Origin of the sequence: Inquilinus limosus, from assembly GCF_002195995.1 — a bacterium.
In the GTDB taxonomy this organism is placed as follows: Bacteria; Pseudomonadota; Alphaproteobacteria; order DSM-16000; family Inquilinaceae; genus Inquilinus; species Inquilinus limosus_C.
Genome location: NZ_NHON01000003.1, coordinates 23,646 through 39,575 on the forward strand (window position 1 = coordinate 23,646; position 15,930 = coordinate 39,575).

Here is a 15,930-nt window from a genome sequence, read left to right on the forward strand (position 1 = left end):
GATCAACCCGATGCCGCCACGAACTGCGCGAACTCGCCATAGCCCGTGAAACGGTACTCATAGGCCAGCCCCAGCCGGGCCGCCGCGGCCTTTGCCTGGGCCTGCAGCGCCGGATCCTCGGTCTGGGCCAGATAGACCAGGCGGCGGTAGTTGCCGAAGATCATCGGCAGCAGCTCCGGATGGCGGTCCAGCCCCATGCCCTCGAGGATCAGCGCCTGGAAGTGGCGGACGAGATAGTCGGTCAGAAAGAAGCTGCCCGGCTCCTCCTCCATCAGCCGGTCGAAATCGGCCGTGCCGGCGAAGAAGGCGTAGCAGTGCGGGCCGCCGACACGCTCCGCCCCCTCCTCCGCCGCAACCCGGTCGATGGCGCCGCCGCTGCCGCAATCGGCATAGGCGATGCGGATGCGGCTCCAGCCCATCGCGCGGGCAGTGCGGATGCGCCGGCGCAGCCGGTCGGCGATCTGCTCGGGCCGGTTGTGCAGGATGGCGGGCAGGCAGGTGACGCCGACACGATCCGCGATGCCGTTGGCACGGATCACGGCCAGCGTCTCGCGCGCCAGGGCCCCGCAGGCGATCAGCAGCGTCCGGTCCGGGCCGGGGGCGACCCCGGCGACTCCGAACCGCTCGGGCCTCAGGCCGTCGCGGCCTTCGCCTGGTTGTGCTTGCGCCGCATGAAGTCCTTGGCCGTCTCCACCGCCACCGCCGCGTCGCGGCAATAGGCGTCGGCGCCGATTTCCCGTGCGAATTCCTCATTCAGGGGCGCGCCGCCGACGAGCACGACGTAGTCGTCGCGGATCCCCTGCTCCTTCAACGTGTCGATCACCACCTTCATATAGGGCATCGTCGTCGTCAGCAGCGCCGACATGCCGACGATGTCGGGCTGATGCTCCTCGATCGCCTTCAGGTAGTTCTCGACCGGGTTGTTGATGCCGAGGTCGATGACCTCGAAGCCGGCGCCTTCCATCATCATCGACACTAGGTTCTTGCCGATGTCGTGGATGTCGCCCTTGACCGTGCCGATCACCATCTTGCCGACCTTCGGCGCGCCGGTCTCGGCCAAGAGCGGCCGCAGGATGCCCATGCCGCGCTTCATGGCGTTGGCGGCCAGCAGCACCTCGGGCACGAACAGGATGCCGTCGCGGAAGTCGATGCCGACGATGCGCATGCCCTCGACCAGCGCCTTGGTCAGCACGTCATACGGCGTCCATTTGCGCGCCAGCAGGATGTTGACGCCCTCGACGATCTCGTCGGCGAGGCCGTCATAGAGGTCGTCCCACATCTGCTCGACGAGCTCTTCGTCGTTCAGCGCGTTCAGGTCGATATCGTCATCCGCCATGGGAACCCTCGATCGCCGGCGTCATTCCTGATGAGCCATGGCTCGCATTAACCGGGATGCCGGGTTCCGCCGCTAGCCTGGAACCGACCCCGACTGCGAAGGCGGCGACACGCCGGCGCGGCCCAGCGGCATCGCGACGCTGGACACCCGAGGCCGCCCCCCGGATGATGCGCTTCCTTCCGGCCGCGCGGTGCCCATGGACCTCCAGGACTCCCTCGTCACCTTCCTCCGCCACTTCCCGCGGACGGACGACACCACCCTGATCATCCTCAAGGGCCATCTGCTGATCGAGGAGGAGGTCAACAACCTGCTGCAGGAAATGCTGCCCAACCCAGGGGCGCTGGACGGGCTGCAGATCAACTTCTTCACCAAGACCCAGTTCGCCCGCGCCCTGATCAAGAACGAGACGCTGGACGACCTGCTGGACGCGGCGGAGAAGCTGAATCGCCTGCGCAACCGGCTGGCGCACAATCTGGAGCCGGCCGGGGTCGAGGCCGCGATCCGCGACTTCGTCACCGCTGCCGACGGCCGGATCCTGGGCGGCGAGACCGCGCCGGACCAGCAGCTGAAGCGCCGCATCGCCTATCTCTGCGGCCAGCTGCTGCGCTTCCGCACCGAATACCGGGCCGCGCGGCAGCTCCTGAAAAACCGGGTCGGCGCGACCAAAACGAAGCCGAAGAGGTCCTGAGGACGGCCATGCCGAACTGGCGCAATCGCGGCGGCGGCAAGCGCGACCCGGAGCGGGTCGAGCGGGCCGTGAAGGCGGACCGGCTGCGGCAGGACCGCCGGGCCATGGCCGCCCATGAGGCGCAGGAATCCGAGCGCGCCACCCTGGCGCTCGGGCTGCTGGCCGAGGAGATCGCCGACCGGGACGCCGGTGCGGCCGGGCAGGAAGCCGATCCCATTCCCAAACGCCGCCCGCCGCGGGATACTGGCTGAATGCGGATCGACATCTTCTTCGACGTGGTCTGCCCCTGGTGCTACATCGGCAAGCACCGGTTGCGGCGCGCCCTGGCGATGCGGCCCCTGCCGGGTCTGGAGATCCGCTGGCAGCCCTTCCAGCTGAACCCGGAGATGCCGAAGCAGGGCGTCGACCGGCAGAGCTACATGATCGCCAAATTCGGCGGGCGCGAGCGGATGCGGCAGATCAACGCCGTGGTGGCCGAGGCCGCCGGCAAGGAAGGCCTGCCCCTGAACCAGAGCGTGATCCGCCGCACCCCGAACACGGTCGAGGCGCACCGGCTGATCCGCCATGCCGGCGAGCTGGGCGAGGCCGACCGCATGGTCGACGCGCTGTTCACCGCCTATTTCGTGCATGGCCGGGATGTCGGCAACCGCGAGATCCTGATCGACATCGCCGAAGAGCTGGGCTTCGACCGCCGCCGCATCGCCGGGGTGCTGGCCAGCGAGATCGGCATCGCCGAGATCCAGGCCGCCGACCTGCGGGCCCGGCAGCTCGGCATCCAGGCGGTGCCCTGCTTCGTCTTCGACGGCCGCTACGCCGTGTCCGGCGCGCAGGAGCCCAGCGCCTTCCTGCCGCTGCTCGACCTCGCCCGCGAGCACGCCGTCTCCGCCCCGCTGTCGGAGCGGGCGTAGCCAATCACCACGAAGCCGGGTCTTCCGCAGAGGCGTGCCGATCGAGATCCATCGCATCATGCAGGATGCGACCCACGACGATCAGATCGGCTTCGACCTTGAAAAGAATGAAGTGTCTGGGAAATCGAACGACCCCGCGCTTCGAGCGGGCGCGTTCGCGGCTGTGCCGAAGATGATAGATCCGAACCCGATCGCCGATCTCGGGGCGAGGCCTGGCGCCCCTGCAATCCGGATCGGCAGCGATTTCGGCCAAGGCCGCCGCAATCAGCGTCTGGTACCGCAAACGAGCCGTTTCGCCGAACTGAAGCTCCGTGTGAGCCAGAATTTCGCCAAGCTCGCGTTCTGCCGTCAGCGAAAGACGATAGCGGCGCAAAGAAGCTTACCCGGCGCTGCGCAACGTCGCGCTAGCCCGGCGACCCACCTCCGCGACGAAATCCTCAAGCTCATCGACAGAGACATCTCGATACCGGCCTGCTTCGACATCAGCAAAGCCGACTTCGGCGGCCTCCCGCAGCCGCTGAAGCCGAAGCGCATTCTCCCGGTCTCTCTGCTCCAGAAGACGCAGCCCCTCTCGAACCACTTCGCTGGCGTTCTGATAGGCGCCGGAGGTCACCCGTCCCTCCACGAACTCATCAAGATGGTCGGTCAGGTTGATGTTTCGCGTCGGCATGCCAGCACTCCTCTTCTGATAGAGGATAGACGATACTGGCAATAATTGCCAATTGACCTACCTGGTCGCCAGATCGGCCAGGCGCTGCACCAGCTTGCGGGCGCCGCCGACGCGGTCCTGCGGCGTCTCCCAGCCGCGGGCATAGACCAGCTTCTGGTCCGGCCGCACCTTGATCGCCCCGGCCATCTTCTGGATGAAGCCGATCAGCTTGTCCGGCCGCGCGAACTGGTTGTCGCGGAAGCCGATCACCGCGCCCTTCGGCCCGGCGTCCAGCCGCTCGACCCCGGCGGTGCGGCACAGCCGCTTGATCGCCACCAGCTCCAGCAGGTTCTCGACCTCCTCCGGCAGCGCGCCGAAGCGGTCGATCAGTTCGGCGGCGAAGCCGTCCAGCTCGGCCTGGCCTTCCAGCGCCGAGATCCGGCGATAGAGGTCGAGGCGGATCTGCAGGTCCGCGACATAGGTCTCCGGGATCAGCACCGGCACGCCCAGGTTGATCTGCGGCGTCCAGCTCTCGGCCGCCTCCTCCCCGCTGCCGACGCCGGCGCGGGCAGCCTGCACCGCCTCCTCCAGCATCTGCTGGTACAGCTCGGCCCCGACCTCGCGGATATGGCCCGACTGCTCCTCGCCCAGCAGGTTGCCGGCGCCGCGGATGTCCATGTCGTGGCTGGCCAAGGTGAAGCCGGCGCCCAGCGTGTCCAGCGTCTCGATCACATGCAGCCGCTGCTGCGCCGTCTTGCTCAGCGCCTTGCGCGGCGCATAGGTCAGATAGGCGTAGCCACGCAGCTTCGACCGGCCGATGCGGCCGCGCAGCTGGTACAGCTGGGCCAGGCCGAACAGGTCGGCGCGGTGGATCACCATGGTGTTGGCCGACGGCACGTCGAGGCCGGATTCGACGATCGCGGTGGCCAGCAGCACGTCGAACTGCCCGTCATAGAAGGCGCTCATCACCTCCTCGAGCTGGGTCGCCGGCATCTGGCCGTGGGCGACGGCGATCTTCACCTCCGGCACCAGCTCCTGCAGGGTCTGGTGCGCCTCGGCCAGGTCCTCGATCCGTGGGCAGACATAGTAGGTCTGGCCGCCACGGAAATGCTCGCGCATCACCGCCTCGCGGATGATCACCGGGTCGAAGGGCAGCACGAAGGTGCGCACCGCCAGCCGGTCGATCGGCGGGGTGGTGATCAGCGACAGCTCGCGCACGCCGGACAGCGACATCTGCAGCGTGCGCGGGATCGGCGTCGCGGTCAGCGTCAGCACATGCACGTCCTCGCGCAGCGCCTTCAGCTTCTCCTTCTGCTTCACGCCGAAATGCTGCTCCTCGTCGACGATGACGAGGCCGAGATTCTTGAACGAGACCTGCTTCGACAGGATGGCGTGGGTGCCGACGACGATGTCCATGGTGCCGGCCGCCAGCTCGTCCCGCACCAGCTTGGCCTCCTTCGGCGTGACCATGCGCGACAGCTGGGCGACGCGCAGCGGCAGGCCCTTGAACCGCTCGGAGAAGGTGCGGAAATGCTGGCGGGCCAGGAGCGTGGTCGGCACCACCACCGCCACCTGCACGCCGTTGGCGGCGGCGGCGAAGGCGGCACGCAGCGCCACCTCGGTCTTGCCGAAGCCGACATCGCCACAGACCAGCCGATCCATCGGCCGGCCGGCCTGAAGGTCGTCCAGCACCTCGTCGATGGCGCGCTGCTGGTCCTCGGTCTCGGCATAGGGGAAGCGGGCCGCGAACTCCTCGTACAGCCCCTCGGGCGGCGGCAGCGACGCGGTGGTGCGGAGCGCGCGGGCGGCGGCGATCCGCATCAGCTCCTCCGCCATGTCCTTCAGCCGCTTCTTGACGCGCGCCTTCCGCGCCTGCCAGCCGGCGCCGCCCAGCTTGTCCAGCTGCACGGCCATGTCGCCGGAGCCGTAGCGGGACAGCACCTCGATGTTCTCGACCGGCACGAACAGCTTGTCGCCGCCCTCATAGACGATGCGCAGGCAGTCATGCGCCGCGCCGCCGACGGTCAGCGTCTCCAGCCCCTCATAGCGGCCGATGCCATGGTCCTGGTGGACGACGATGTCGCCCGCCGCCAAGGCCGAGACCTCGGCGATGAACTGCTCGGATTTGCGGCGCTTCTTCTGCGGCCGGGTCAGCCGGTCGCCGAGGATGTCCTGCTCGGTGACGACGGCGAGATCCGGCGCCGAGAACCCGTGTTCCAGCGGCAGCACCACCATGACGGCGCTGGCCGGGTTGGCCTTCTCCACCCCCGCCCAGGTCTCGGCCACGGCAAAATCGGCCCTGCCCTGCTCCGACAGCATCGACCGCAGCCGGTCGCGGGCACCCGGGGTATAGCCGGCGATCAGCACGCGCTTGCCGGCGGCCTTCAGCTCGCCGATGTGGTTGCGCACCGCGGCGTAGAGATTGACCTCGGGATTGGCGCGGGCCTCGGCGAAGTCGTGGCCGCGGCGGCCGCCGGCATCGGCGCCGCCCTCCGGCGGGGCGAAGGGCGAGAAATCCGCCACCGGCCGGTCGGCCAGGCAGGCCTCCCACTCCGCCGCGTCGAGATACAGCCGCTCGGGCGGGATCGGGCGGTAGGGCGGCGTCTTCGCCTTCTTCTGCGCCGCCTGGTGAGTCAGCCGCGCCTCGTAGAAATCGGCGATCTGGGCCAGGCGCTGGTCGCGCGCCTGCTCCAGCTGGTAGTCGAGGGTGACCGACGCCTCGGGCAGGTAGTCGAAGACCGTGTCGAGATGGTCGTGGAACAGCGGCAGCCAATGCTCCATCCCGGCCTGCTTGCGGCCGGCCGACACTGCCTCGTATAGCGGGTCGTCGTCGTTGATGGCGCCGAACAGCTCGCGGTAGCCGCTGCGGAAGCGGGCGATCGAGGCCGGGTCGAGGAACACCTCGCCCATCGGCTTCAGCGTGATCCGGTCGACCTCGCCGGTCGTGCGCTGCGACATCGGGTCGAAGCGGCGGATCTTCTCCAGCTCATCGCCGAACAGGTCGAGCCGCAGCGGCTCCTCCGTCCCCGGCGGGAACAGGTCGACGATGCCGCCGCGGATGGCGAACTCGCCCGGCTCGCGCACGGTCTGGGCGCGGACATAGCCATTGCGGGCCAGGAAGCCCTGCAACCCGTCGAGGTCCACCCGCTGCCCGGGCGCGATCGACAGGCTGGCCTCGGCGAAGGCCTCGCGCGGCGGCACCCGCTGCATCGCGGCGCCGATGGTGGTCAACACGACGAAGGGTCGGCCGGGCTCGCGCGCGACCAGCAGGCGGGTCAGCGCGTCGACGCGCTCCGCCACCGTCTCCGGATTCGGCGAGACGCGGTCATAGGGCAGGCAGTCCCAGGGCGGCAGCACCACGACCGGCAGGTCGGGCGCGAAGAAGGCCAGCGCGCCTTCCAGGGCCGGCAGCCGCGCATCGTCGCTGGCGATGTGCAGCAGGCCCTTGTCGCCGGCCTTGCGCGCCAGCTCGGCGACCAGCCGCGCATCCTGGCCCTGGGGCACGCCGCCGATGGTGCGGTGGCGTGCCGAGGCCCGCGCGGTGGCGGGTTCGGCCAGCACGCTCATCCGCGACCCCGCGTCCGGGCGTAGTCGATCAGCAGCCGCATGACGTCGCTGTCGCAGTCGGCCGGGACCGGCACGCGCTCGGTCACCCAGTCCCACAGGTCGGGGTCGTTGTTCTCCAGCAGCTCGCCGTAGCGGGCCAGCTGAGCCGCATCGAGTCGGTCCAGCGTTGCATCGGCGAAGCCGCCGAGCAGCAGGTCGGCTTCACGGGTGCCGCGATGCCAGCTGCGGAAGCGCAGGCGGCGGCGCAACGGCGCGACGGCGTCGCTATCGGTTGGCTCGGTCATTGGCTTAAGGTGCGTGTCCACGTACGCCCCATATAGACCCGAGCCTTGCGTCCGCAAATCCTCTTCCCGCTCTTTGCTGCCATCGAATCGCTGCACGGCATCGGCCCGAAGACCGCCCGGCTGGTCGAAAGGCTGGCCGGGCCGAAGGCGCTGGACCTGCTGTGGCACCTGCCGAGCGGCGTGGTCGACCGGCGCAAGCTGGTCAACCTGCGCGACGCCCGGCCCGGCGGCATCGTCACCCTGACGCTGCAGATCGACGGCCATATCCGCGGCTCCTCCGCCCGCGCGCCGCACCGGGTCCGCGCCTCCGACCCGACCGGCACGATCGACCTGGTCTTCTTCCACGCCCGGCCCGACTGGCTGCAGACCACCTTCCCGATCGGCCAGACCCGGATCGTGTCCGGCCGGATCGAGCAGTTCCAGGGCGGGCTGCAGATGCCGCATCCGGACCGGGTCGGCACGCTGGAGGAGCGCGAGGAGATCGCCATCGTCGAGCCGATCTATCCGCTGACCGCGGGCCTGCAGCCGCGCACCCTGGCCAAGGTGATCGCCGATGCCGTCGCCCGTGCCCCGGAGCTGCCGGAATGGCAGGACGCCGCCTGGCTGCAGCGCCGCGGCTGGGCGGGCTGGCAGGAGTCGCTGCGCCGGGCCCATGCGCCCGAGGACGGGGCCGACCTGCTGCCCGACGCGCCGGCGCGGCAGCGCCTGGCCTATGACGAGTTGCTGGCCAACCAGCTGGCGCTGGCGCTGTTCCGCCGCTCCACGCGCCAGCGCCCCGGCCGGCCGACCACCGGCGACGGGTCGCTGCGGCAGCAGGTCGAAGCCGCCCTGCCCTTCGCCCTGACCAACGCACAGCGCCTGGCCCTGGCCGAGATCTATGCCGACATGGCGGCGCCGAACCGGATGCTGCGGCTGCTGCAGGGCGATGTCGGCAGCGGCAAGACCGTGGTGGCCCTGCTGGCCATGCTGGCGGCGGTGGAGGATGGCCGCCAGGCGGCGCTGCTGGCCCCGACCGAGATCCTGGCCCGGCAGCACCGCGAGACGCTGGCGGCCCTGCTGCAGCCGGTCGGGCTGGAGCCCGGGCTGCTGACCGGTCGCGACAAGGGCAAGGCGCGCAAGGAAACGCTGGCCGGCCTGGCCGACGGGTCGATCCGCATCGCCGTCGGCACCCATGCGCTGTTCCAGGAAAGCGTCGAGTTCGCCGACCTGGCGGTGGCCGTGATCGACGAGCAGCATCGCTTCGGCGTGCACCAGCGGCTGCAGCTGTCGGCCAAGGGCGAAGGCGTCGACGTGCTGGTGATGACCGCGACGCCGATCCCGCGGACGCTGCAGCTGACCGCCTATGGCGACATGGAGGTGTCGAAGCTGACCGAGAAGCCGCCGGGGCGCACCCCGGTCGACACCCGCGCCGTCTCGGCCGAGCGGATCGACGAGGTCGTGGCCGGGATCGGCCGCCATCTCGCCGGCGGCGGCAAGGCCTATTGGGTGTGCCCGCTGGTCGAGGAATCCGAGACCAGCGACCTGGCCGCCGCGACCGACCGCTTCGACGACCTGCGCCGCATGTTCGGCGAGAAGGTCGGGCTGGTGCACGGCAAGATGAAGCCGGCGGAGAAGGACGCGGTGATGGCCGGCTTCGCCGAGGGCGGCATTGACCTCTTGATCGCCACCACGGTGATCGAGGTCGGCGTCAACGTGCCGTCGGCGACGGTGATGGTGATCGAGCATGCCGAGCGCTTCGGCCTGGCCCAGCTGCACCAGCTGCGCGGCCGGGTCGGGCGCGGCGACGCCGCGTCGCGCTGCATCCTGCTGTACTCGCCGCCCCTTTCGGAGACGGCGCGGCAGCGCCTGGCGACGATCCGCGAGACCGAGGACGGGTTCCGCATCGCCGAGGAGGATCTGCGCCTGCGCGGCGCCGGCGAGGTGCTGGGCACGCGGCAGAGCGGCCTGCCGGAGTTCCGCGTCGCCGACATCGACTCCCAGGGCGACCTGCTGGCCGTGGCCAAGGACGATGTCGCCCTGATCCTGAACAAGGATCCGGAGCTGGAGGGGCCGCGCGGCCAGGCGCTGCGCACCCTGCTGTACCTGTTCGAGCACGACAGCAGCGCGAAATACCTGCGAGCAGGATAGCCGTCCCAGAGTCTCGTGCGGTTTGGGCTCGTCGTCCGCGCCGAAATGTCGGACGATACCCTTCGCAACCGGACGCATCCGCAAGCCCGACGACGATCGGGCGAGGTGCGCCGAGCCGAGAAGGGGAAACCGCCATGACCGATATCGCCCAGGGGCGAACCGCAGACATCGACGATCCCTATCACCTCACGCCCGAAGGCGTGCGGGAGCCGCCCACGGGCTGGGCCGGCAGCCTGAGGCATCTCGGGCCCGGGCTGATCCTGTCGGCCTCGATCGTCGGGTCCGGCGAGCTGATCGCCACCACCACGCTCGGCGCCCAGGTCGGCTTCGCCCTGCTGTGGATGGTGATCTTCTCGACCTTCGTGAAGGTGGCCGTGCAGGTCGAGCTGGCGCGCTGGACCATCTCCACCGGCCAGCCGGCCCTGACCGGCTACAACAAGGTGCCGCCGGCCGTCGGGCGCCTCGGCTGGGTGAACCTGCTCTGGGCGGTCATGGCGCTGTCGAAGATCCTGCAGGTCGGCGGCGTGATGGGCGGCACAGCCCTGGCCTTCTCGATCCTGCTGCCGCTGGGCGGCGACCCGCTCGGCACCACGTCGCTGGGGATCTGGACCGCGCTGCTGGCCTGCGTCTCGATCGCCCTGCTCTATTCCAACAACTACAACCTGATCGAGCGTGGCGCCGTGCTGCTGGTCGTGGTGTTCTCCTTCGTCACGGTGGTGATCGCGCTGGGCTTGCCCTTCACCCCATACCCCTATGCCGCCGGCGACCTGGCGGCCGGGCTGGCCCTCACCATCCCGGCGGGGGCCGTGGGCGCGGCCATCGCCATGTTCGGCATCACCGGCGTCGGCGCCGACGAGCTGACCTTCTACACCTATTGGTGCGTCGAGAAGGGCTATGCCCGGTCGGTCGGCCCGAATGACGGCAGCGAGGCCTGGAAGCGCCGTGCGCGGGGCTGGATCAGCGTGATGTACAAGGACGCCTTCCTGTCCTGGTGCATCTACACCTTCTCGACCATCGCCTTCTACATCATGGGCGCCGCGGTGCTGAACCGGCAGGGGCTGGTGCCGGCCGGCAACGAGATGATCACCACCGTCTCCCGCATGTACACCGACACGCTGGGCGAATGGGCGGGGGTGCTGTTCCTGATCGGCGCGATCGCGGTGCTGGGCTCGACCCTGTGGGCCTCGATCCCGAGCTGGGCGCGGATGTATGTCAACCTGCTCGCCGTCATCGGCGCGGTGGACTGGCACGACACCCGGCAGCGGACCCGCTGGATCCGCATCTTTACCGTGGCGCTGCCGATCGTCTGGGGTCTGGCCTACATGACCGTGCAGTCGCCGGTGCTGATGATCCAGATCGGCGGCGTCGCGACCGGCATCTTCCTGCTGGCCGCGGTGGTGGCGGTCTGGTACCTGCGACGGTCCGAGACCGATCCCGACCTCTATGGCGGGACGGCGTTCAACGCCCTGCTGGTGGTCAGCAGCATCGCCATCGTGCTGCTGGGCCTCTACACCGGCGCCAACGTGCTGGGGATCAAGCTGGCCTGAGGACGGCCGGGGCGCGGCGAACCGCGCCCCGGTCCGGATCAGAAGTTCAGGATGGTGCCGACGCTGAGCGAAGAGGTCTCGAAGTCCGAGCCCTGGCGGAACTCGTCCTTCTCGTAGCGGAGCTCGCTGAACACATCGAGGCCCGGCGCCAGGTTGTAGACCAGCGACCAGATCACGTTGTGGCTGGCCTTGAGGTCCTGGCCATCGGTGAAGGTCGAGTTCAGGTTGCTGTTCCGCTCCGCCGCCGTATAGGCGTAGCCGACCGAGGCCAGCCACGGACCGGTGGTGTAGGACACGTCGCCGACGATCGAGTCGACCGCCTTGTCCGCCCGGAACGTGCTGGAGAAATGGGTCCAGCTGGCGCTGGCCCAGATGCCGTTGGCGAGGCCGATCTGGCCGGCCAGGTAATAGGCCTCGAGGTCGTGGTTGGTGCCGACGCCGTTGCCGTTATAGGCCATGCCGGAGAACCGGACCTGGGTGCCGTCGAAGGTCTGGCGGTAGTCGATGCCGCCGCCGATGACGTTCTCGTAGATGGTGCTGGTGTCGTTGATCAGGTCGTTGCGGCCGCCATTGCCGGCATGGCCGTTGCCGCCGACGACCGGCGTGAAGTCGACGCCGACCGAGAAGCCGGCAAGGCTCGGCGAGGTGTACTTGACCTTGGTGTCCTTCGAGTTCAGCCCGCCGAACTGCTGATAGGGCGCCACGGCAAAGAACGCGTCGCTGCCGCCGATCCAGGTGCCCGGGCTGCGGAATGCGTCGGCCCAGTCGCTGTCGATGCCGAAATTCGTGCCCAGCGTCTGGTGCGCATAGACCAGGAAGTCCTCGGCGATATAGGGCGCATCGCCGAAGGTGAACGTACCGAAGCCGCCCTTCACATAGACATAGGTGCGGTCGACGGTGACGTTGTTCTTCCGGTCGACATTGTTGAAGCGGATGCGGCCGCCGTATTCCAGGCCCGAATCGGTGACGTTCTTGACGTCGAACTGCAGCCGCGCGCCGCTCTCGAAATCATAGTCGCGGTCGATGTCCTGGCTGCGATTGTCGTTGAACAGGACGCCGGCCAGGAAGCCGATGCGGCCCGAGAGCTTGAGCTGCAGGCCCGAGGTCACGTTCGCGTCCGCCGCATGGGCGGCGCCCGTCGCCAGGGCAGCCGCCAGCGCGGCCCCGCAGAGTAAGCGCTTCTTCATAGGAACCTCTGATCGCAAGCGATCGTTTCGGGAATTCGCGGGGAACTTGCCGCCGGCAACACCCAAAACCAAGTGAAAACAAGGCAGTAACAAATAAGTCATATTATTTAGTGCAAATCTGCAACAGCCCGGGCCAGCGGCATCCGGGATCGCTCGCGATCCCGACAACCTTGCGCGATACCGGCGATCAGCCCAGGAAGGGGTGATGGAACGCTTCGACCCGCTCGGCGACGGCCCTGACTTCATTCCACGGCCGCACCAGGTCGCGGCGCGCGACGCCATTCTCGCCGCCCGGTCGGCGGGACGCCCCGGCTTCCTGCTGGGTGACCTGACGGGTCTGGGCAAGACCCTGTCCGCCTGGCTGGCCATCGCCGCGATGCCCGAGGACGAGGTGCTGGTGATCTGCCCGAAGGGCGCCGTGCCGCAATGGCGCCGGACCATCGCCCGGTCCGGCACCGCGGCGAAGCGGGTGACGCTGATCAATTTCGAGAAGACCAAGTCACTGCTGGCGCCGCCGCCGGTCAGCACCAAGCGGTCGACCCGCGCGAAGAACAATGAGCTGGCGAAGCACGGCACGCCGAAGCGGACCTGGCCGCTCGTGGTGATCGACGAGGCCCACCGCATCCGCAACCCGAACTCGCAGCAGGGGCTGGTCTGCCGGCAGATGGCCGCGGCCGCCGCCTTCACCATCTATATGAGCGCCACGGCCGGCCAGGCGCCGCACGAGCTGTCCTATCTCGGCCGGCTGCTGGCCGAGGCGGCCGGCGGCACCGGCGACCTCGACGGGTTCCGCGCCCTGATGAAGCGGCTGCGCATCGGCCGCCCCAAGGGCCGCTGGAAGAACTGGAGCTGGGAGCCGAACCCGGAGGACCGCCGGGTGATGGCCAACCTCCTCTACAAGGGTTCCGGGGCGATCGGCCTGCGCCGCCGGCCCGAGGACATCGCCGGCTGGCCCGAGGTGCAGCGCGAGCTGGCGCCGACCGCGCTGGACGCCCCATCCCGCCGGCTCTACGAGGCCACCTGGCGCGAGTTCCGGCGCGAGCTGGGCCTGGCGGGCGGCAGCACCCGCCGCGCCACCGGCTGGGCCGCCGACCTGCGCTTCCGCCAGAAGGCCAGCCTGCTGCGCATCGCCGGCACCGCCGATTTCTGCGAGGACCTGCTGACGAACAGGCAGCAGGTGGCGGTCTCCGTCGCCTTTCTCGAGACCAGCGCCATGCTGGCCGAGACGCTGCGCGGCCGCGGCTGGCCGGTCGGCGAGATCAACGGCACGCAGACCGGCGACACCAACGAGGCGGTCCGCATCGCCTTCCAGACCGGGCAGCTGGACGCGGTGCTGTTCACGGTGACGGAATCGATCTCGCTGCATCGCGGCGAGCTGCCGGGCGGCGAGCGCGACCGGTCGCTGGTGGTGCACGACATGCGCCACAGCGCCATCCAGCTGCAGCAGATCGAGGGGCGCTGCCATCGCGACGGGGAGCGCGCGGTGATCTATTACACCTATGCCGAGGGCACGGTGGAGGAGACGGTGGCCGCCACGGTGATCGCCCGCATGGCGTCGATGGAGGGCATGGCCGGCGACGACACCGCCATGCTCGACGCCATCGCCGCCGTGGTCGAGACCGCGGCCCTGCAGCGCGATGCCGCCTGAAACGAGACGACGATGAACGCAGACGACGTGCTGAGACGCTACAAGGACGAGGATCTGCCGGCGTTTTCCGGCATCGACCTCTCCGATGTGAACCAGGTCGGGGTCTTCGGCGAGATGCCGATCCACGTCGCTGCGAGCCGCGGCCGGACCGACGAGATCGCGGCGCTGCTGGAGGACGGCGCCGATGTGAACGCGTCGGGCGAGCTCGGCAACACGCCGCTGCACGAGGCCGTGATGCAGAACCGGTTCGAGGCCACGAAGCTGCTGCTGGAGCGCGGCGCCGACCCGAACCGGACGAACGAGTTCGGAGGGTCGCCGCTGGATGCCGCCCGGGCCCGCCAGCATGGGCGCCTGGTCCGGCTGCTGGAAGGCGGCAGCCCAGCCCGGCGCCGGTGAGGCGTCACGGCAGGGTCGGCTTCACCGAGGAGGCGCGCGGGCGGAGCTGCACCGCGATGGCCAGCGCCGACAGCAGCAGCCCGACGGCGCAGACGCCGGGCCATTGCCACAGGCTCCAGGCCAGGTTCCCCAGGGTCGAGCCCACCGCCCCGCCGATGAAGCGGGACACCATGTAGACGGTGTTCAGCCGGCTCATCGCATCCGCCTTCAGGCCGACATTACGGGTCATGTTCGACACATGGCCGGACTGGACGGCGACATCCAGCAGGATGAACCCCGCGATCAGCCCCCAGATCGACCCGCCGATGACCGCCAGCAGACCATATGTGACCAGCACCGCGATGCTGCTGAGCAGCACGGTCCGCTGCGGGCTGCCCTTGTCCGCCAGCCGGCCGACCGCGGGCACCACCACCATCGCCACCAGGCCGATGACGCCGAACAGGCCGGCGACGTCGCTGCCGTAATGCGCCGGCATGGCGTCGAGATGGAAGGCCAGCGTGGTCCAGCAGGCGGTGAACGCGCCGAACTGCAGCGCGCCGATCATCGATGTCTCGCGCAGCACCGGCTGCTCGCGGACCAGCCGGCCGAGCGAGGCCATCAGCGTGCCGTAGCGGCCATCGAAGGACGGCTGGTCCTTCGGCAGCAGGATGGATAGCACCAGCAGCAGCACGATCATCACCCCGGCGGCGATCCAGAACATCGCGCGCCAGCCCCAATGGGCGCCGACGAAGCCGGCGACGGTGCGCGACAGCAGGATGCCGCACAGCAACGCCCCCAGGACGGTGCCGACGGCACGGCCGCGTTCCTGCGGCGGCGCCAGATGCGCGGCGAAAGGCACGGTCACCTGCGGCACCACGCTGGTGAAGCCGACGGCGAAGCAGGCGATGATCAGCCAGGGCAGGCTTGGCGCCAGCGCGGTGGCGGCCAGCGCGCCGGCCGAGGCCAGCAGCAGCGCGCCGATCAACAGCCGCCGGTCGATCATGTCGCCGAGCGGCACGAACAGCAGCATGCCGAGGGCATAGCCGGCCTGGGTCACGATCGCGGCGCTGCCGGCCTCGCGCTGGGTCGCCTGGAAGGTCTCGGCGAAATCCACCAGCAGCGGCTGGTTGTAGTAGTTGTTGGCCACCACCACGCCGCAGGCGACTGCCAGGATCCAGATGGTGGACCGACCCGTCATGGTGCGTCTGCCCCGTGCCGCCGCCGCTACCAGAGATTCTTGCCGTCGATCATCTGGACCGGCACCGCGTCGAGGTCGAAATCGTCGAGCAGCCGGGCGTTGATGCTGACCTTGGGGTTGCTGAAATCCGGCCGGCCGGTGCTGAAGTCCGGCGTCTCGGTATAGGTGCCGCAGCCGCAGATGGCGCAGTGGTGATGATGGATGGTGTAGCTGCCCCACTGATAGGTCGACACCCGGTCCCGCGCGGTCAGCAGCCTGAAGTCGGCGGCCGGGTAATAGCCCCACAGCGCACCGCGCTTGGAACAGAAGGAGCAGGTACAGCGCGTCACGGTTTCCGGCGCCGCCGGCACCTCGAACCGCGTCGCGCCGCAATGGCAGCTTCCCTTGACCGTCATGGCGCTCCCCCTTGCTTGCCC

The 15,930-nt window shown here is 69.3% G+C and carries 16 protein-coding genes; 7 read left to right on the forward strand and 9 right to left on the reverse strand.

Annotated features, from left to right (window positions below; genetic code table 11):
* Positions 1-2 precede the first annotated feature (2 nt).
* Together BWR60_RS02570 and BWR60_RS02575 are read right to left on the reverse strand one after the other, a co-directional pair.
* The gene (locus BWR60_RS02570) at positions 3-539 is read right to left on the reverse strand and encodes a DUF1638 domain-containing protein (RefSeq protein ID WP_218823313.1); all 537 of its coding nucleotides are present in this window, start codon (positions 537-539) and stop codon (positions 3-5) included.
* 92 nt (positions 540-631) lie between these two features.
* Positions 632-1,336 (reverse strand): corrinoid protein, encoded by a 705-nt coding sequence (locus tag BWR60_RS02575; protein WP_088149443.1) that lies wholly within the window; start codon positions 1,334-1,336, stop codon positions 632-634.
* A 196-nt stretch (positions 1,337-1,532) separates the two neighbouring features.
* Between BWR60_RS02575 and BWR60_RS02580 the strand changes: the two genes are divergently transcribed.
* Genes BWR60_RS02580 through BWR60_RS02590 form a run of 3 tightly spaced genes read left to right on the forward strand, consistent with a single transcriptional unit; the run spans position 1,533 to position 2,932 of the window.
* Positions 1,533-2,024 (forward strand): hypothetical protein, encoded by a 492-nt coding sequence (locus tag BWR60_RS02580; RefSeq protein WP_088149444.1) that lies wholly within the window; start codon positions 1,533-1,535, stop codon positions 2,022-2,024.
* An 8-nt stretch (positions 2,025-2,032) separates the two neighbouring features.
* A complete protein-coding gene (locus tag BWR60_RS02585) occupies positions 2,033-2,275 on the forward strand; it encodes a hypothetical protein (RefSeq protein ID WP_088149445.1) in 243 nt (80 codons plus the stop codon).
* Positions 2,276-2,932 (forward strand): DsbA family oxidoreductase, encoded by a 657-nt coding sequence (locus tag BWR60_RS02590; protein ID WP_088149446.1) that lies wholly within the window; start codon positions 2,276-2,278, stop codon positions 2,930-2,932.
* A 4-nt stretch (positions 2,933-2,936) separates the two neighbouring features.
* Here BWR60_RS02590 and BWR60_RS02595 read toward each other — a convergent pair whose 3' ends face one another.
* The 4 genes from BWR60_RS02595 to BWR60_RS02610 are packed head-to-tail and all read right to left on the reverse strand — an operon-like array spanning position 2,937 to position 7,432.
* A complete protein-coding gene (locus BWR60_RS02595; RefSeq protein WP_088149447.1) occupies positions 2,937-3,305 on the reverse strand; it encodes a type II toxin-antitoxin system RelE/ParE family toxin in 369 nt (122 codons plus the stop codon).
* Positions 3,306-3,311: 6 nt separating this feature from the next.
* Positions 3,312-3,602 (reverse strand): type II toxin-antitoxin system ParD family antitoxin, encoded by a 291-nt coding sequence (locus BWR60_RS02600; protein ID WP_088149448.1) that lies wholly within the window; start codon positions 3,600-3,602, stop codon positions 3,312-3,314.
* Between the two features lie 57 nt (positions 3,603-3,659).
* Positions 3,660-7,148, reverse strand: a complete 3,489-nt coding sequence (gene mfd / locus BWR60_RS02605) for a transcription-repair coupling factor (RefSeq protein WP_088149449.1) — start codon at positions 7,146-7,148, stop codon at positions 3,660-3,662.
* Positions 7,145-7,432 (reverse strand): succinate dehydrogenase assembly factor 2, encoded by a 288-nt coding sequence (locus BWR60_RS02610; protein WP_088149450.1) that lies wholly within the window; start codon positions 7,430-7,432, stop codon positions 7,145-7,147. Before BWR60_RS02610 ends, mfd begins: the two co-directional genes overlap by 4 nt.
* Before the next feature lie 45 nt (positions 7,433-7,477).
* On the opposite strand from BWR60_RS02610, the gene recG reads away from it, so the two are divergent.
* Together recG and BWR60_RS02620 are read left to right on the forward strand one after the other, a co-directional pair.
* Entirely contained in the window at positions 7,478-9,559 is a 2,082-nt protein-coding gene (recG, locus tag BWR60_RS02615; RefSeq protein ID WP_088149451.1) for an ATP-dependent DNA helicase RecG, read from the forward strand.
* 134 nt (positions 9,560-9,693) lie between these two features.
* The gene (locus tag BWR60_RS02620) at positions 9,694-11,106 is read left to right on the forward strand and encodes an Nramp family divalent metal transporter (protein ID WP_088149452.1); all 1,413 of its coding nucleotides are present in this window, start codon (positions 9,694-9,696) and stop codon (positions 11,104-11,106) included.
* A 38-nt stretch (positions 11,107-11,144) separates the two neighbouring features.
* On the opposite strand, the gene BWR60_RS02625 is transcribed toward BWR60_RS02620, so the two are convergent.
* On the reverse strand, positions 11,145-12,293 hold the full coding sequence (locus tag BWR60_RS02625) for a porin (RefSeq protein WP_179221601.1): 1,149 nt from the start codon (positions 12,291-12,293) through the stop codon (positions 11,145-11,147).
* A 205-nt stretch (positions 12,294-12,498) separates the two neighbouring features.
* On the opposite strand from BWR60_RS02625, the gene BWR60_RS02630 reads away from it, so the two are divergent.
* Together BWR60_RS02630 and BWR60_RS02635 are read left to right on the forward strand one after the other, a co-directional pair.
* Complete coding sequence (locus BWR60_RS02630; protein ID WP_088149454.1) at positions 12,499-13,941, forward strand: DEAD/DEAH box helicase family protein; 1,443 nt, start codon at positions 12,499-12,501, stop codon at positions 13,939-13,941.
* 12 nt (positions 13,942-13,953) lie between these two features.
* Positions 13,954-14,337, forward strand: coding sequence for an ankyrin repeat domain-containing protein (locus BWR60_RS02635; protein ID WP_088149455.1), 384 nt, complete (start codon positions 13,954-13,956; stop codon positions 14,335-14,337).
* A gap of 4 nt (positions 14,338-14,341) precedes the next feature.
* Here BWR60_RS02635 and BWR60_RS02640 read toward each other — a convergent pair whose 3' ends face one another.
* The gene (locus BWR60_RS02640) at positions 14,342-15,514 is read right to left on the reverse strand and encodes an MFS transporter (protein WP_088149456.1); all 1,173 of its coding nucleotides are present in this window, start codon (positions 15,512-15,514) and stop codon (positions 14,342-14,344) included.
* Between the two features lie 26 nt (positions 15,515-15,540).
* The gene (locus tag BWR60_RS02645) at positions 15,541-15,909 is read right to left on the reverse strand and encodes a GFA family protein (RefSeq protein ID WP_088149457.1); all 369 of its coding nucleotides are present in this window, start codon (positions 15,907-15,909) and stop codon (positions 15,541-15,543) included.
* Positions 15,910-15,930 lie beyond the last annotated feature (21 nt).

Coding starts and splice junctions, on each gene's coding strand:
- BWR60_RS02630 (WP_088149454.1), top strand. CDS start 12,499: ATGGAACGCTTCGACCCGCTCGGCGACGGCCCTGACTTCATTCCACGG.
- BWR60_RS02575 (WP_088149443.1), bottom strand. CDS start 1,336: ATGGCGGATGACGATATCGACCTGAACGCGCTGAACGACGAAGAGCTC.
- BWR60_RS02590 (WP_088149446.1), top strand. CDS start 2,276: ATGCGGATCGACATCTTCTTCGACGTGGTCTGCCCCTGGTGCTACATC.
- BWR60_RS02585 (WP_088149445.1), top strand. CDS start 2,033: ATGCCGAACTGGCGCAATCGCGGCGGCGGCAAGCGCGACCCGGAGCGG.
- BWR60_RS02580 (WP_088149444.1), top strand. CDS start 1,533: ATGGACCTCCAGGACTCCCTCGTCACCTTCCTCCGCCACTTCCCGCGG.
- BWR60_RS02620 (WP_088149452.1), top strand. CDS start 9,694: ATGACCGATATCGCCCAGGGGCGAACCGCAGACATCGACGATCCCTAT.
- BWR60_RS02645 (WP_088149457.1), bottom strand. CDS start 15,909: ATGACGGTCAAGGGAAGCTGCCATTGCGGCGCGACGCGGTTCGAGGTG.
- BWR60_RS02635 (WP_088149455.1), top strand. CDS start 13,954: ATGAACGCAGACGACGTGCTGAGACGCTACAAGGACGAGGATCTGCCG.
- BWR60_RS02640 (WP_088149456.1), bottom strand. CDS start 15,514: ATGACGGGTCGGTCCACCATCTGGATCCTGGCAGTCGCCTGCGGCGTG.
- mfd (WP_088149449.1), bottom strand. CDS start 7,148: ATGAGCGTGCTGGCCGAACCCGCCACCGCGCGGGCCTCGGCACGCCAC.
- BWR60_RS02610 (WP_088149450.1), bottom strand. CDS start 7,432: ATGACCGAGCCAACCGATAGCGACGCCGTCGCGCCGTTGCGCCGCCGC.
- BWR60_RS02625 (WP_179221601.1), bottom strand. CDS start 12,293: ATGAAGAAGCGCTTACTCTGCGGGGCCGCGCTGGCGGCTGCCCTGGCG.
- BWR60_RS02600 (WP_088149448.1), bottom strand. CDS start 3,602: ATGCCGACGCGAAACATCAACCTGACCGACCATCTTGATGAGTTCGTG.